Raw genomic sequence first — 15,410 nt, 5'->3', positions numbered from 1 at the left:
TCGGACCCGCTCGATCGGTGGGCTCTGGACGGACCGCCCGGAGTGCCGTACAACTGCTGCGCGAAAGTGCGTCAAAGTCCGTACTAACGAAGGCATATGACCATGTTCCCCAGGTGTGCGAACCAGTGTGCGACCCACACCGGAGGCAGGCCGTGACGGGTTACCTCACCAAACGGCTCGGCTACTACGCCGCCCTGCTGACCGCAGCGGTGTTCCTGTCCTACGCGCTCACCAGCACCGCGCTCGGACCCCGCGCCTACTTCGAGGCCAAGCAGCCGCGCCCCTCCGCCGCCTCCGTGGACCGGCAGTTGACGGCGCTCAACCTCAACGACCGCACCCCCGTGCTGCAACGCTTCGGCACCTGGGCCGACGGACTGCTGCACGCCGACCTCGGCCGCACCATCCACGGCACCTCCGTCAACGAGGAGTTCGGCCGCCGGATCTGGGTCTCGCTGCGCCTGCTGCTGGTCGGCAGCCTGCTCGGCATGCTGCTCGGCGTCGCCGCCGGCGCCTGGAGCGCGGTGCGCCAGTACCGGTTCTCCGACCGGGCGCTCACCCTGCTGTCCTTCGTGCTGCTCTCCACGCCGGTGTTCCTGCTGGCGCTGCTGCTCAAGAACGGCGCCATCGCCGCCAAGGACGCCGCCGGCCACGAGGTGGTGCCGTTCACCGGCTACGAGACGCCCAACCTGGCCGGCGGCCTCGGCGCCCACCTCGCCGACTGGGGCCTGCACCTGCTGCTGCCCACCCTGTCGCTCGCCCTCGGCGGGCTGGCCACCTACAGCCGCTACCAGCGCTCCACCATGCTCGACGTGCTCGGCGCCGACTACCTGCGCACCGCCGAGGCCAAGGGCCTCACCCGCGGCCGCGCCCTGGTCAAGCACGGCCTGCGCACCGCGATCATCCCGATGACCACCATGTTCGCCTACGCCTTCCTCGGCCTGTTCACCGGCGCCGCCTTCACCGAGACCATCTTCGGCTGGCACGGCATGGGCGAGTGGTTCATCCAGGCCGTCAACGAACAGGACGTCAACTCCGTGGTCGCCGTCAACCTGTTCGCCGCCGTCCTGGTCCTCGCCGCCGGCTTCCTCGCCGACGCCCTGCACGCCGCCCTCGACCCCCGGGTGAGGACCTCATGACCACCGAAACCCGCTCCGCGGTCGGGATGCCGACGACGGCCGGGCCCGCGCCGCGCGGGCGGCTGCAACTGGCCGGCGCCCGGCTGGCCGGGTCGCGCGGGGCACTGCTCGGGCTGGTCGTGCTGGCACTGCTCTTCCTGCTGGCGTTCCTCGGACCGTACCTGACACCGTGGGACTACAGCGCGCCCGACTACACCAGCCTGCGCCAACCGCCCTCCGGCGCCCACTGGTTCGGGACCAACGGACTCGGCCAGGACGTGTTCGCGCAGACCGTCCGGGGCCTGCAGAAGTCGCTGGTGATCGGCCTGCTGGTGGCGGTGCTCTCCACCGGCCTGGCCTCGCTGGTCGGCGCCTGCGCCGGGTACTTCGGCGGCTGGACCGACCGGGTGCTGACCTTCCTGGTCGACCTGATGCTGATCTTCCCGGCCTTCCTGGTGATCGCCGTGATCTCGCCCCGGCTGCGCGGCACCGGCTGGCTGGCGTTCGTCCTGCTGCTCGCCGTGTTCAACTGGATGATCACCGCCCGGGTGGTCCGCTCGATGACCCGCTCGCTGCGGACGCGCGAATTCGTGGTCGCCGCCCGGTTCATGGGGGTCCGGCCGCTGCGGATCATCTGGCGCCACATCCTGCCGAACGTCTCCTCGTTCCTGATCATCGACGCCACCATCACCGTCGGCGGCGCGGTGATGAGCGAGGCTGCGCTCTCCTACTTCGGCTTCGGCGTCCGCCCGCCCGACGTCTCGCTCGGCACCCTGCTGGCGGCCGGCGCGGGCGACGCCCCCGTCTTCCCCTGGCTGTTCTACTTCGCCGCCGGACTGCTGGTGCTGTTCGTCCTGGCCGTCAACCTGGTCGGCGACGGCCTGCGCGACGCCCTCGACCCGACCTCCGCCGCGGGCCGCCGCCGCCCGATACGCAGCCGATCCACCGTCACCCCCTCGCGCCGGAGCACCAGATGACGCCCGCCCTGCTCGCCGTCCGCAACCTCACCGTCGACTTCGGCGACCACCCGGCGGTCCGCGGCGTCGACCTCGACCTGCACCGCGGCGAGACCCTCGGCCTGGTGGGCGAGTCCGGCTCCGGCAAGTCCGTCACCGCGCTCGCCGTGCTCGGCCTGCTGCCCGCCGCCGCCCGGATCGGCGGCTCCGTCGAACTCGAGGGCCGCCAACTCGTCGGACTGCCGGCCCGGCAGCTCGCCGACATCCGCGGCCGCCGGATCGCGATGGTCTTCCAGGACCCGCTGTCCGCGTTCACCCCCGTGTACCGGATCGGCGACCAGATCGCCGAAGCCGTCCGGATCCACCAGGGCACCGGCCGGGCCGCCGCCCGCAAGCGCGCCGCCGACCTGCTCGACCTGGTCGGCATCCCCGACCCGGTCCGCGCCCTGGACGCCTTCCCGCACGAGTTCTCCGGCGGCATGCGGCAGCGCGCGATGATCGCCATGGCGGTCGCCAACGACCCCGACGTCCTGCTCGCCGACGAGCCCACCACCGCGCTCGACGTCACCATCCAGGCCCAGGTCCTCGACGTGCTGCGCACCGCCCAGCGGGAGACCGGCGCCGCGCTGGTCCTGGTCAGCCACGACCTCGGGGTGATCGCCGGCAGCGCCGACCGGGTCGCCGTCATGTACGCCGGGCGGATCGTCGAAACCGCCCCCGTGGACGAGCTGTTCGCCGCCCCCCGGCACCCCTACACGCTCGGCCTGATCGGCGCCGTCCCCCGCCTCGACGGCCGCGGCGGACCGCTCGTCCCGATCCCCGGCCGCCCGCCCGCCGCCGGCGAACCCGCCGGCCCCGGCTGCGCGTTCGCCGACCGCTGCCCGCTGGTCGAGGACCGCTGCCGCACCGCCGAACCGCCGCTGACCGGCCCCGACGGACACCTCGCCGCCTGCGTCCGGGCCGAGCACCTCGCCGTCACCCGGCCCGCTCCCGCCGAGGTCTACCCCGTCCCCGCCCTGCCGGTCCCCGACCGGCCCCCGCGCAGCGAACGGGACCCCGTCCTCACCGTGACCGGCCTCACCCGCAGCTTCCCCCGCCACCGCGGCGGCCTGCTGCGCCGCCGGATCGGCGACACGCACGCGGTCGACGGCGTCGACCTGGACATCCGGCGCAGCGAGACCCTCGGCCTGGTCGGCGAGTCCGGCTCCGGCAAATCCACCACCCTGTACGAGATCCTCAAACTCTCCGCCCCCCAGGGCGGCCGGATCGAACTCCTCGGCCAGGACACCGCCGCGCTCGACCGGGCCGCCGCCCACCGCCTGCGGGCCCGCGTCCAGATCGTCTTCCAGGACCCGGCGGCCTCCCTCGACCCGCGGATGCCGGTCGGCGACGTGATCGCCGAACCGCTGCTCGCCCAACACACCCCCAAGGCCGAAGCCCGCCGCCGGATCCCCGACCTGCTGCGCCAGGTCGGCCTCGACCCCGCCCACGCCGACCGCTACCCGCACGAGTTCTCCGGCGGCCAGCGCCAGCGGATCTCCATCGCCCGGGCCCTCGCCGTCCGCCCCGACCTGCTGGTGCTCGACGAACCCGTCTCCGCGCTCGACGTCTCCGTCCAGGCCGGCGTGCTCAACCTGCTCCAGCAGCTCAAGGCCGAACTCGGCCTGGCCTACCTGTTCGTCTCCCACGACCTGTCCGTGGTGCGGCACCTCGCCGACCGGGTCAGCGTCATGTACCTCGGCCGGACCGTCGAGACCGGCACCGCCGAACGGGTCTTCCGCCATCCCCGCCACCCCTACACCCGCGCCCTGCTCGCCGCCGTCCCGCTCCCCGACCCGGTCGCCGAACGCAGCCGCCCCCGCCTGCTGCTGGCCGGCGACCCGCCCTCCCCGGCCGACCGGCACCTCGGCTGCCCCTTCCGCACCCGCTGCCCCGTCCACGCCGCCCTCGACCCCGGCCGCCGCACCCGCTGCGCCACCGAGGCCCCCGCCCCCCTCCCCGCCGCACCCGACGTCGACCACACCGCCGCCTGCCACTACCCCGACGGCGCCTGACCGGCCGTCACGGGCCGCGTCCCGCCACCCGACGGTGACGGGACGCAGTGTCGACCCCCATGTCCGCCCGGCTCAGGTCAGTTGACGATGAAGGTGTAGACCCCGGTGCTCAGCCGGATGCCGTCCTTGGTGGTCGCATTGACCTGGAGGTCGTACCAGCCGCTCGCGGTCGGGGTGAAGGTGAAGTCGGCCTCGCCGTGCGGGCCGGCCGGGACGGTGACGGCCTCGGTGCCCCAGCCGAAGGAGTAGGTGTAGCTCGCGATCTGGGCGCCCTTGACCTTCGGGGCGAGGTGGAAGACGCCCGGGGCGCCGACCGCGCCGCCGAGGTCGAACTCGGGGAAGTCGGTGGAGGTGATCGTCGGAGTGGTGTCGACGTAGCCGCCCCAGGAGGCGCTGGTGCTGATCCAGCCGTTGGCGCTGGTGGAGGAGACCTCCAGCCGGTCGCCTTCGGGGGAGTTCAGGACCAGCGTGGTCTCGGCGGAGCCGTCGGGCCCGGCCGGAACCACGGTGGTGGTGTTCCTCGTGGTGTTGCGCACCGTGTAGCCGACCACCGGGCTGACGGCCTGCAGGTCCGGGTTCGGGGTGAGCCGGAAGTCGGTCGGCTTGCCGAACAGCGGCGGGTCGGTCAGCTGGGTGACGGTGGGCGAGGTGGACAGGATGCGGACCGTGTACCTGGTGATCGGCGACCTGTTGCCCGCGCGGTCCACGGCCACCACCGCCAGCTCGGGCATCGCCCCGGGCGGCGGGATCAGGTTCACGGTGGCGGAGCCGTCGGCGTCGGCCCGGACGGCGTACCGGGGGTCGTCGGTCGGGCTGTAGTAGTTCGTCGGGATGCCGTGCGGGCCGGTGTCGGCAGTCGCCGCCGGGAAGCCGGACTGCCAGGTGACCAGGTAGCCCGTGACGCCCTCGGCGCCGTTCGGGGTGAGGTGGAACTGCACCGGGGCGCCACCCGGACTCCACTGCTCCGCAGGGTAGTTGGGCGAGCTGACGCCCGGCGCGGCAGCCGGGGCGGCGCCGTCGGCGGTGACGTAGCAGGACGCCGACCAGTCGGAGGCGGCACCGCTGCCGGTGTCGACCGTGCGGGCCTGCCAGGCGTAGGTGAGGCCGTCCGCGAGCGGGTTCAGGACGGCGGTCGCCTCCTCGCCCGGGATGGCGTACGCGTGGTCGACGGTGCTGACCTGCGCGGGGTCGGAGACCGGCCAGTAGCGGAACTGCTCGGTCACGCGGGTGACCGACGGGTCGCTGTGGTGCGCGATGCCCTCGACCGTGATGCCGCTGCGGCTGCCCACGACGAGCGGCGCGGCCGGGTCGGCGGCGCACGGCCGCAGGCTGTTGTACAGGTCGGTCGGCACGGTCGGCGTACCGGTCCCGGCACCGGCGGCACCGGCGGTGCCGGGCGCGAGCAGTGCCAGCGAGACGGCCGCTGCGGCCGCCAGGGCGGCTCGGATGCGGCGCGAAGTGTGCGTCAAGGATTCCCCTCCAGATGGCACCGCGGACGCCGTCCTGGCGGCCGCGAGCGCCGGAAGGCTACCGCATGCGATCGATTGGACGGGACGTAATTTTCTCCGGCCCCGAACGGCCTCGCGGAGGGCCACCGCGCTGCTGCGCGAACGTCCCCGGCGCTACGCCGGGGTCCACTGGCCGAGGTCGTCGGAGAAGCCGTTGTCGAGGGCGAACTGGACCTTGGCCACCTTGGAGGTGAGCGGGATCTCGAAGGCGACGTAGCCGAGGGCGGTGTCGCCGGGGGCGATCGCGACCGAGCCGGTGAAGGAGGGGCCGGCGGCGGTGTCGGCGTAGGTGGAGGAGAAGCGCTGGCCGGTGGTGTCGATCAGCTGGGCGCCGCTGCCGGGGGTGTCGTTGAAGGGCTCGGTTCCGGTGTTGCGGAGGCGGAACTGGACCGCGACGTAGCGCATGCCCGGCGCGGGGCTGACGAACTGGTCCTTGGGCCAGGCCGGGTCGACGATCCGGACGGCCGTGACGTCGGCGGTGTCGCTTCCGTCGCTGCCCCGGAGGACGACGGTGCCGCCCACCGGGGTGCCGTCGGCGGCGGCCGGGGAACCGGGGGCGGTGGACGGCGCGGCCGGGCCCGAGGCGGAGCCCTCCGGGGCGGTGGCGACCTGCGCGGTGCTGGTGCAGGCCGCCGCCATGAGGGAGGAGGCGAGGAAGGTCGCGACGCGGCGCATGATCAGGTCCTTCGGCTCGGGGTCCCGGAACGGGCCGTCGCCTCCACCGTCGGCGCTGCGCGGCCCCGCCGCACGGGGAGCAGGGCTGTTCGCGCTCACCCGGCCGGCGGGACCCCGCTGTCGTCAGGTCACTTCGCGTACACCGAGACCTCGTTGAGCGAGTACCGGTTGTCGGTGCCGCGCGCCAGCATCACCACCCGCACGTGCCGGGCGTCCACCGGCGGGAAGGCCCGGTTCTCCAGGCCGCCCCGGTCGCTGGTGGTGGACCAGACGGTGCGCCAGGCGGCGCCGTCGGCGGAGACGTCGATCCGGTACGCGGTGGCGTACTGGTCGGACCAGTTGAGGACCACCCGGCCGACCTTGCGGACCGACCCCAGGTCGACGTCCAGCCAGGCGGTGGCCACGGTCTTCGACGCCCAGCGGGTGCCGGGGTTGCCGTCGACCGCCTGCTTGGGCGGGTAGGCGACCACGACCGCGTCCTGGTAGTCGGAGGCGGTGGCGGTGGCGCCGCGCGCCAGGTCGGTCAGGTCGTCGGTCCGGCGGGCCGGGAACTCCACCACCTGCTGGTAGGTGGGCCGGTTCTGCCAGGCGATCCGCGGCACCGTGATGCCGCCCATGGCCCGGTGCACGATCGAGTCGGCGCACAGCTGGTCGCCCGCGGCGCAGTACGTGTCGGCGGGGTAGACGGCGGTCGCCGGGGTGGCCGCCGCCGCGGTCAGGGTGTCCAGCAGGACCTGTCGGCAGGCCGTCGGCGCGCCGCCGCCGCAGTACGCCCGGTCCAGCTGGCCGGAGACCTGACGGCCCAGCACCGTGCGCAGGTCCTTGTCCACGTACGACCACCAGCCGTGCTGGAACGCCGAGCCCTTGTGCGCCTCGCCGGCCGCGATGTCGCTGCCGCCGGAGGTCGCGCCCAGCTGGCCGCCCGACGGGGTCTCGTTGATCGGGGCGACGGCCGTCAGCGCCCGCCACGTCCCGTCGCCCAGCCCCGGCCGGAACTCGCCCTCGACCAGCAGCGGCCACCAGGCGTCCAGCACCCGGATCGCGTCCGCGTCGGTGTACGCGCCCGCGCCCTTGGCGGCCTCCCGGCGGTGCGAGCCGCTCGCCGCCCACGCGCGCAGTTTCGCGATCGCGGCGGACGCGGCCGGGTCGGTGACCGGGGCGGAGTCCAGCACCGCGAGCAGCTCGGGCAGCACCCGTTCGGCGCGCAGGTCCACGGTGGCGGCGTCCTCCATCGCCTGCACGAGGTCGGTGCGGGTGACCCGGCCGCGCTGCACCAGCGCCTTCACCCGGGAGTCGAGCAGGTCGGCCCGGTGCACCGCGCCGTTGCCCCACGCCGAGGTGAAGCCCGGCGCCTGCTTGTTGTTCCAACTGACGTAGTAGTCCTGGTCGGTGGACTGCGCGTGCCGGGCGGCGGGTTCGACGGCGGAGGTGTTCGCGGCCCGGTCCCAGCCCTGCCAGGTGTAGCCGGGGCGGGCCAGGATCGGCAGGTCGGGGTCGGTGCCCGCGGCGCGCAGCGGCTCGGTGCCGGAGTTGTAGTACGCGGTGTGGTCGGCGTCCGCGTAGAACCAGTTGAAGGTGTAGCCGACGTCCTGCGCGGCGCGCTGGAAGGCCGCCGCCGAGGTGATCGCCGACGGGTCGTTGAACTGCTGGAAGCCGATCACCGAGTCCACCTCGTGCCGGTAGGTGGCGCGCAGCGCGGTGTACGCCACCGGCCGCCCGCCGACCGTCCCGGTGTGGGTGACCAGCCCGTACGCCGAACGGAGCGTCACCAGGTCGTAGGCGCCCGCCGCGGTGGAGTCCGCGGTGGTCGGCTGCCAGGCGTTGTGCTTCGTCAGCTGCTCGAACGGAGTGCAGGCCCCGTCCAGCAGGTAGCCGCGGGAGGCGGTGCTCGGCGTGCCGCCGGCGGGCTCGCACAGGTCGACGGCGAAGGTGTCGGTGATGTCCTGGTTGGCGGAGGTGGCGCTCCAGGAGTAGTCCAGGCCGCGGCCGAGCTCGACGTAGAAGCTCAGGCCGGGGAAGGAGGCGCCGCGGCTGCGCAGGCCCGGCCCGTCGAGCTCCTGGACCATCAGGATCTGCGGCGCGTAGTAGCCGGTCTGCGGGCCGAACACGGCGACCGGGTGCCCGGAGGCGGTGTGCGCGCCGGAGACCAGCAGGGCGTTGGACATGCCCTTGTGAGCGGTGATCAGGTCCGCGGGCAGCACGCCCTCGGCGGAGGCGGAGGCGGCTACCGAGGCGGCGGTGGCGCCCGTGCCGGTGCCGTTGGCGGTGTGCGACAGCTCCGTGACCGACCCGGGGTCGGGCAGCGCGGCGCCCACCGGCGCGGCGGGGGAGGCCGCGTACGGGAAGGCCGTGCCGTCGTGCACCGTCGCCGTCGCCTCCGGGTCGTCCCCGGCGCGCCAGGCCGCGTACGCCCGGTCGCCCGCCTCGGCGCCCAGCTGCTGGCGGAAGGACAGCCGGGCCAGCGCGTTGCCGACCTCGCCGCCCCCGCCGCCGCCGAAGATCGCCCCGATCACCGAGGAGATCGCCACCACGTCGGTGACCGTGAACGGCTCGATGGTCGAGCCGTGCCCGGTCAGCACGTACTCGCCCGGGTAGTTGTTCGCCGCGACGTCGGCCGCAGCGAAGGCGTTCAGGCCCGCCACGTAGTCCTGCACGTCCTGCCAGGCCTGCGCCCCGCGCGGCCCGGACGCCCTCACCCGGTCGATCTGCTGCTGCAGGTCCGCCTCGGTGTACGGGGCGACCGCCCACAGGCTTTGCTCCAGCGCCCGGTTGCCCGGCGCGCCGCCCGCGAAGGAGGACAGCTGCCCGCGGCCGACGTGCCGCAGCAGGTCGATCAGCCAGAGCCGGTCCTGCCCGGCGGCGTACCCCGCCCCGAACTCGGTGTCGGAGCGGGTGACGCCCTTGATGTGCGGGGTGCCGGTGGCCTTGTCCCGGGTGATGGTCACCCCGCTGCGCGGGGTGGCGGTGCTCTCCACCTGCCCGGCGGGCACGCCGAAGGAGGCGTCGTTGAAGTAGGCGGACAGCTGATCGGGTGTCAGGCCGCTGTAGTCGTGCAGCAGCGCGTCGTACGCGTCGACCTGGTCGGCCGAGTGCGCGGGGCGGGTGCCGACGCTCTGGTGCAGCAGGATCCCGGCCAGCGTGGCGTGGCCGTTCTCACCGGCCGTCAGGATGTCCTGGCACTGGCCCAGGCACGGGTCGCCCGGCGCGGGGACCGGCCCGGCGGCGGCCGCGGCGGCGGGCTGCGCGGTGAGCGCGCCCAGCAGCAGCGCGGCGGAGGTCAGTGCGGCGAGGGCGGCCGAACGCAGTCGGCGCGGAACGGGGACAGCGGTCACCTGGGCCTCTTCCTGGCGGGCGATCGGGGGGTGCCCGCACGCTAGACCCGGAAGTGACCCTCGGGTAGGGGGCGCGGCGGCGTTGCCACGGAACTGTCATTGCCCTGTCATGAACGGGAGTTGACGACCGGTCGGGTCCGCTCGGAACCCGTGCGCCGGTGAGTGGAGCCCGGTACGGAGCGGGCCCCGCCGAGGGCGATGCCGGCCGGGACCAGGGCGATGCCCCACAGCCGTGCGGCGTCCAGCGGTTCGCCGTCGAGCACGGTGCCCAGCAGCACCCCGGTGAGCGGGTTCAGCAGGCCGATCAGACCGACCCCGGCGGCCGGCAGGCGGCGCAGTCCGGCGAACCACACCAGGAAGGCCAGCGCGGTGGCGACCAGCGAGGTGTAGCCGAAGGCGAACAGCGCCCCGCCGTCCAGCGCGGGCGGCGGGCCCTCGAAGAGCGCCGCAGCGGGCAGCAGGAGCAGCCCGCCGAACGTCAACTGCCAAGCGGTGGAGGCCAGTACGCCCGGGCCGTCGGCGGACCAGCGACGCGCCAGCGCATAGCCCACCGAGGAGGCGAGCAGTGCGCCGAGCGAGGCGAGCACCCCGGCCGGACCGGCCGCGCCCGCGCCGCCCGCGAGCATCAGCACCACCCCGCCGATCCCCACCGCGCCGCCCAGCAGCTGGGCGGCGCGCGGCCGTTCGGCCAGCAGCAGCCAGCCGCACAGCATCAGGGCGAGCGGGGAGAGCGCCATCACCATGGCGGCGGTGCCCGCCGGGAGCCACTGCGAGGCCAGGTAGACCAGCACGAAGAACGCGGCGGTGTTCAGGACGCCGAGCGCCGCGGAGCGCCACCACCACACGCCGCGCGGCAGCCGCCTGGCCGCGGCGAGCAGCAGCAGGCCGGCCGGCAGTGCGCGGAGCGCCGCACCCCAGAGCGGCGCGCCGGGCGGCAGGTAGCGGTGGGTGACCCAGTAGTTGGCGCCCCAGGCCACCGGGGCGAGGGCGGTCAGCGCGCTCCACCGCAGATTATTTTCCATGGAAGCCAGTGTAGCTTCCGTGGAAGATACACTGGAGTCATGGAGCCCATGGACCACGTCGCCCGCATCCAGGACGCCTGGCGACGCGAACGCCCCGACCTCGACGTCGCCCCCCAGGGCGTGATCGGCCGCCTGCACCGGGTCGCCACCCTGCTCACCCACGAGCTCTGCGCCGTCTACGCCCGCTACGACCTCGGCGAAGGCGAGTTCGACGTGCTGGCCGCGCTGCGCCGGGCCGGCGCCCCGTACGAACGGGCCCCCGGTGAGCTCGCCGCCCACACCATGGTCACCACCGGCGCCGTCACCAAGCGCATCGACCGCCTGGAACGGGCCGGACTGGTCACCCGCCGCCCCGCCGCCGACGACCGGCGCGGCCGCGTGGTGGCCCTCACCGAGGCCGGCCGCGAGCTGTTCGACCGCGCCTTCACCGAGCACATCCGCAACGAACACCGCCTCCTCGCCGCCCTCACCCCTGCCGAGGCCGACCAGCTGGAAGCCCTGCTCACGGGGTGGCTGGCCCGCCTGGAGACCCCTGACGCCGCGTCGGGCCGCTGACGATTTCCACCGCCCCGCCCGAAAAGGCGTGCATGTCTCCCGCGGAACCGGGCAGCCGACCCGCAGACCAGCGAAGACACCAAGTCCCTTCGCGAAGGAGGCAGTTGTGAGCACCGGAATGTGGGGCTACGAGCACGCCGAGGGCTGGGCCGAGGGCATGGACCTGACCGGGTACCGGGTCGAGGCGGAGGACGGCCACATCGGCAAGGTGGACAAGCACTCCTACGAGGTCGACGACGGCCACATCGTGGTCGACACCGGTCCGTGGATCTTCGGCCGGGAGGTGCTGCTGCCCGCGGGCGTGATCCAGCGGGTGGAGGAGGAGAGCCACACGGTGTGGGTGAACCGCACCAAGGAGCAGATCAAGGAGGCGCCGACCTTCCAGCACGAGTCGCACCTCGCCGACTCCGACTACCGCCGCAACCTCGGCGGCTACTACGGCGGCCGACTCTGACCCGCACCGCCGAGACCCGCTGCACCCCGTCGGCGGACGGGGTGCAGCGGCCCGCCGATCCGACCGGACCCCTGGAGGTCGCCCGATGGTTCCGCTTCTCCTCGTCCTACTGCTCGCCCTGCTGCTGTTCGGCGCCGGATTCGCGCTGAAGGCCCTGTGGTGGGTGGCCGTCATCGTCCTGGCGGTGTGGCTGCTGGGCTTCGTCGCCCGCGGCACCAGCGCCTCCGGCGGTCGCGGCCGCTGGTACCGCTGGTAGCGGACCGCCGCGCCCGGAACGCCGGCGGCCCTGAGGAGCGAGGCTTCGGCCCCCTCAGGGCCGCCGGTCCGCGGTGGTGGGGGCGCGGGGGTCGGTGCGGGTGAGGGCGCGGCCGGCCAGCGCGCCGGCGTAGACCGTCCAGCCGACGCCGATCAGCCAGGACTGCACCACCAGCACGGTGCCCACGGTGCCGTAGGAGACGGCGTTGGAGACCAGCAGCGGCGCGAACACCAGCCGGGAGAACACCCGCAGCCCGACCAGCGCGGCCATGGTGATCACCGCCCCCGCGAGCAGCTGCCGGGCGGGGACCCGGCCGGCCAGCAGCAGCCGCTGCAGACCCCAGAACAGCAGCACGCCGCCGGCGGAGTCCACCGTGATCGCCAGCGTCGGCTGCACCACCGAACCGCGGCCGGGAGTGCCGATCCAGGCGGCCAGCAGGATGTAGCCGACCAGCGCGGCCAGTGCCAGGGTCTGCCGCCACACCGCGTGCCACGGGCCGCGCTCCAGGTCCCAGATGCGCTCGTACACGCCCTGGACGGCAGACATCAGCGAGATGCCGAAGACCGCCAGCGCGGCCAGGCCGAACGCGGTGGTGGTGCTGAGGACCTGGCCGCGGGAGGCGAACAGCGCGTGCACGGCGTCCCGGCCGGGGCCGGTGAGGCCCAGCGCGTCGGTGATCCACTCGGTGATCCCGGTGCCGCTGCCCGGGACGGCCGCCGCGATCACCACCAGCAGCGGCACCAGGGTGACGAAGAACAGCGCGGCGAACGCGAACGACCGCTGCAGCAGCTCGATCTCCCGGCCCCGCCGCCACACCTCGCGGCAGACCCGCACCACCGCCGCCGGTGCCGCCCGCGCCCGACCCGCCCCGGGGCGGCGGTGTTCCGGAAGGTGCGTCATCCTGCCATCCTTGGCCGGGATCGGCCTCCGGGCAAGATCATCGGCGTGCCGGGCGGGGCGGTCAGCCCGTCCGGACGGTCGCGGTCGCGCCGGGGGAGACCTCCACGGTGACGTAGCTGTAGACCGCGCCGTCCACCGTCTTCGTCCCGGCGGGTCGCGAACCGCCGTTCACCACCAGGGTGGGGTGGCTGCCGGGGATGCGGGCCTCCCACCGGTAGGTGTCGGCGCCGCCGGTGTTGGTCAGGGTCGAGCCGGTAGCGCCGTCGTGCCGGAGGCTGAAGGTGGTGCCGCCGACGGTCAGGTCGTCGATCTGCAGCCAGTCGGTGCCGGTGGGCAGGTGCGGGGCGGTGGCGAGGGTGTGCGCGGGGGCGTCCGGTTCGACGCCGAGCAGGCCCTCCACGGTCTGGCCGACCAGGGTGAAGGAGACCTCCGGGTAGTCGCCGTTCGGGCCCTGCCGGGTGACCACGTGCTGCTCGTCGCGGCGGTCGTAGACGTACTGCATCCACTTCCAGGCGGTGTCGTTGCGGTTGTAGGCGAAGAAGGTGTCCGGCAGGTAGGTGTAGGCCTCGATGTTGCCGGGCCGGTCGGCCCCCGCGGCCTGCTGGTCGATGTAGTCCAGGTAGGCGTCGCTGCGCGGCCCGGCGTCGACGATCCGCTTCATCGGCATGAACCAGCTGTTCTCCTTGCCCCAGCCGGTGATCGGCGTGCCGTCGGTGCGGTACCCGCGGACCATGTCGGCGCCCGAACCGGTGCCGCTCCAGGTCGAGTTGAAGTACGCCTTCAAGGCGTCGGCGCGCTGCGCGTACTGCTGCGACAGCTGCCGCTCGCCGCGGCCGGCGGCCAGGTCGGCCATCGCGCGGTACGCCTGGTACTGGGAGCCGATCGAGTCGCCGGCCTCGGCGAACCGGTCGTCGCCGCTCTCGTCGTAGCTGGCCGCACCGGAGAAGATCCCCTCGCCGGTGCCCTCGGCGACGCCGTTGGGCTTGGCGGCGTCGTGCAGCGCGACGAAGTCCTCGGTGGCGTGCCGGTAGTAGGACCAGAGCGTCCGGTCGTCCACGTAGGCGCTGTCGCCGCTCCACCGGTACGCCCGGTCGGCCTTCTCCACCAGTTCGAAGGCGGCGGGGACCTCGCGGACGAAGTCGTCGGGCCCGTGGTAGTCGATGGCCAGGTTGGTGCGGTCGTCGAAGTTCAGCGCCCAGACCGGGTAGTAGGCCTGCTCGGGGGTGGCGGTGGCGGCGAACGCGCCGAGCATGTTCAGGTTCTCCGCGTCCAGGCCGAGCACCGCCGCGCCGTCCACCTGGTGGGCGGTGTCCCGGCCGTAGAAGCCGCTGCGGTGCGCGTAGCCCGCCCAGTACGAGGGCTGGTAGGTCCCGGCCCCGGTGCCGGAGCGCTGCCGCTCGTCGACGTTCACCGGGCCGGTCGACCCGGGCAGGTGCACCCAGCTGCCGGCCTTGGTCTTCGCCCAGTCGAACATCGCGGCGATCTTCGGATCGGAGGAGGTCACCCGCGGGTCGGCCGGGGCGGCGGGCGAGACCATCACGTCGTCGGCGTTGACCCAGCCCGCGCCGGACTCGAAGGCGATCTCGATCCGGTCGCCGGGGCGGACGGCGATCCGGGGGACGGTGTAGCGGGCGTAGGCGGAGCGGGCCGGGAGGGGGACGGTGCCGGCGACGGCGTCGTTGACCCGGACGGTGAACGCGCCGCCCTCGCCGCCGGTGGCGATCCAGGCGGAGAAGCCGTAGCGGCCGCTGCCCGTCGAGGTGACGGTCTGCCAGACCTTCCGGCCCGCGCCGGCGTCCAGGTACACCAGGTTGCGGCCGCCGTGCGGCTGGTTCCCGGCCAGGCCCGTCCCGGCGGTGAACTGCCAGCCGGCGCCGCCCTGTTCGAACCCGGCGTCGGCCACGGCCGGTCCCGAGGCGGTCGCCGACACCTCGTCGGCGTCGACCCAGCCCGTGCCCGACGCGAAGGCGATCTCGATCCGGTCGCCGGGGCGGACGGCGATCCGGGGGACGGTGTAGCGGGCGTAGGCGGAGCGGGCCGGGAGGGGGACGGTGCCGGCGACGGCGTCGTTGACCCGGACGGTGAACGCGCCGCCCGCTCCGCCGGTGGCGATCCAGGCCGAGACGTCGTAGCTGCCGCTGCTCGTGGCGGTGACGGTCTGTCGGACGGTCCCGCCCGCGCCGCCGTCCAGGTGGGCGAGCTTGCGGCCGTCGTGCGGACGGTCCCCGGCGGTGCCGGTGCCGGGGCCGAACTGCCAGCCGGAGCGGCCGTGTTCGAAGCCGGGATTGGTGAACGCCAGGGCGGCGGCGGGCGCGGCCGGCGTGGCGGAGGCGGCGGTCAGCGGGGTCAGCGCGGCCACCAGCGGCAGCGCCGCGAGCAGGGTGGTGCGCGGCAGGCGGGCAGGTCGCACGAGGGTCTCCGGTCAGTGTGGTGACGGGGGATGCGGTGCCCGGACGCTAGCAGCCGGACCGGAAGGCCATCAATACGCTTGCAAGCTATGGGTGCCATAGCAAGCAGAAAACTTGCAAGGAAATATTGCAAGTCAAATCAACGGGTTGCTAGCGTCCTGCCGTCGGTACCCTC

At 74.0% G+C, this 15,410-nt stretch carries 12 protein-coding genes; 6 read left to right on the top strand and 6 right to left on the bottom strand.

What is annotated here, in order from left to right; all coding sequences use genetic code 11:
- The first annotated feature begins 152 nt into the window (after positions 1-152).
- From BX266_RS03365 to BX266_RS03355, 3 genes are read left to right on the top strand one after another with little or no spacing between them, the layout of a single operon-like run.
- Entirely contained in the window at positions 153-1,136 is a 984-nt protein-coding gene (locus BX266_RS03365; protein ID WP_099897438.1) for an ABC transporter permease, read from the top strand.
- Positions 1,133-2,092, top strand: a complete 960-nt coding sequence (locus tag BX266_RS03360) for an ABC transporter permease (RefSeq protein ID WP_259464517.1) — start codon at positions 1,133-1,135, stop codon at positions 2,090-2,092. Before BX266_RS03365 ends, BX266_RS03360 begins: the two co-directional genes overlap by 4 nt.
- Positions 2,089-4,125, top strand: coding sequence for an ABC transporter ATP-binding protein (locus BX266_RS03355; RefSeq protein ID WP_099897437.1), 2,037 nt, complete (start codon positions 2,089-2,091; stop codon positions 4,123-4,125). The genes BX266_RS03360 and BX266_RS03355 overlap by 4 nt, the downstream gene beginning before the upstream one ends.
- Positions 4,126-4,202: 77 nt before the next feature.
- Here the strand turns inward: BX266_RS03355 and BX266_RS03350 are convergent, their stop codons facing one another.
- The 4 genes from BX266_RS03350 to BX266_RS03335 form a co-directional block, all read right to left on the bottom strand.
- Positions 4,203-5,594: a hypothetical protein gene (locus BX266_RS03350; RefSeq protein WP_099897436.1), complete on the bottom strand. Its 1,392-nt coding sequence runs from the start codon at positions 5,592-5,594 to the stop codon at positions 4,203-4,205.
- A 153-nt stretch (positions 5,595-5,747) separates the two neighbouring features.
- A complete protein-coding gene (locus BX266_RS03345; protein WP_259464516.1) occupies positions 5,748-6,308 on the bottom strand; it encodes a DUF4352 domain-containing protein in 561 nt (186 codons plus the stop codon).
- Positions 6,309-6,436: 128 nt separating this feature from the next.
- A complete protein-coding gene (locus BX266_RS03340; RefSeq protein WP_099897435.1) occupies positions 6,437-9,640 on the bottom strand; it encodes a penicillin acylase family protein in 3,204 nt (1,067 codons plus the stop codon).
- Positions 9,641-9,747: 107 nt separating this feature from the next.
- A complete protein-coding gene (locus BX266_RS03335) occupies positions 9,748-10,662 on the bottom strand; it encodes a DMT family transporter (RefSeq protein ID WP_180290362.1) in 915 nt (304 codons plus the stop codon).
- Between the two features lie 39 nt (positions 10,663-10,701).
- Here BX266_RS03335 and BX266_RS03330 point away from each other — a divergent pair, with 39 nt between their 5' ends.
- The 3 genes from BX266_RS03330 to BX266_RS03320 all read left to right on the top strand — a co-directional run bounded on the left by BX266_RS03330 (position 10,702) and on the right by BX266_RS03320 (position 11,927).
- On the top strand, positions 10,702-11,217 hold the full coding sequence (locus BX266_RS03330; protein ID WP_099897434.1) for a MarR family winged helix-turn-helix transcriptional regulator: 516 nt from the start codon (positions 10,702-10,704) through the stop codon (positions 11,215-11,217).
- Positions 11,218-11,323: 106 nt separating this feature from the next.
- Positions 11,324-11,671 carry a PRC domain containing protein gene (locus BX266_RS03325; RefSeq protein ID WP_099897433.1) on the top strand — a complete coding sequence of 116 codons (348 nt, stop codon included), beginning with the start codon at positions 11,324-11,326 and terminating at the stop codon, positions 11,669-11,671.
- An 85-nt stretch (positions 11,672-11,756) separates the two neighbouring features.
- The gene (locus BX266_RS03320; protein WP_099897432.1) at positions 11,757-11,927 is read left to right on the top strand and encodes a hydrophobic protein; all 171 of its coding nucleotides are present in this window, start codon (positions 11,757-11,759) and stop codon (positions 11,925-11,927) included.
- 54 nt (positions 11,928-11,981) lie between these two features.
- Here the strand turns inward: BX266_RS03320 and BX266_RS03315 are convergent, their stop codons facing one another.
- Both BX266_RS03315 and BX266_RS03310 read right to left on the bottom strand, forming a co-directional pair.
- A complete protein-coding gene (locus BX266_RS03315) occupies positions 11,982-12,827 on the bottom strand; it encodes a YhjD/YihY/BrkB family envelope integrity protein (RefSeq protein ID WP_099897431.1) in 846 nt (281 codons plus the stop codon).
- Between the two features lie 61 nt (positions 12,828-12,888).
- Positions 12,889-15,237: a hypothetical protein gene (locus BX266_RS03310; protein ID WP_099897430.1), complete on the bottom strand. Its 2,349-nt coding sequence runs from the start codon at positions 15,235-15,237 to the stop codon at positions 12,889-12,891.
- Positions 15,238-15,410 lie beyond the last annotated feature (173 nt).

Source organism: Streptomyces sp. TLI_171, from assembly GCF_003610255.1.
In the GTDB taxonomy this organism is placed as follows: domain Bacteria; phylum Actinomycetota; class Actinomycetes; order Streptomycetales; family Streptomycetaceae; genus Kitasatospora.
This window is presented reverse-complemented; position numbering and strand designations above follow the sequence as displayed.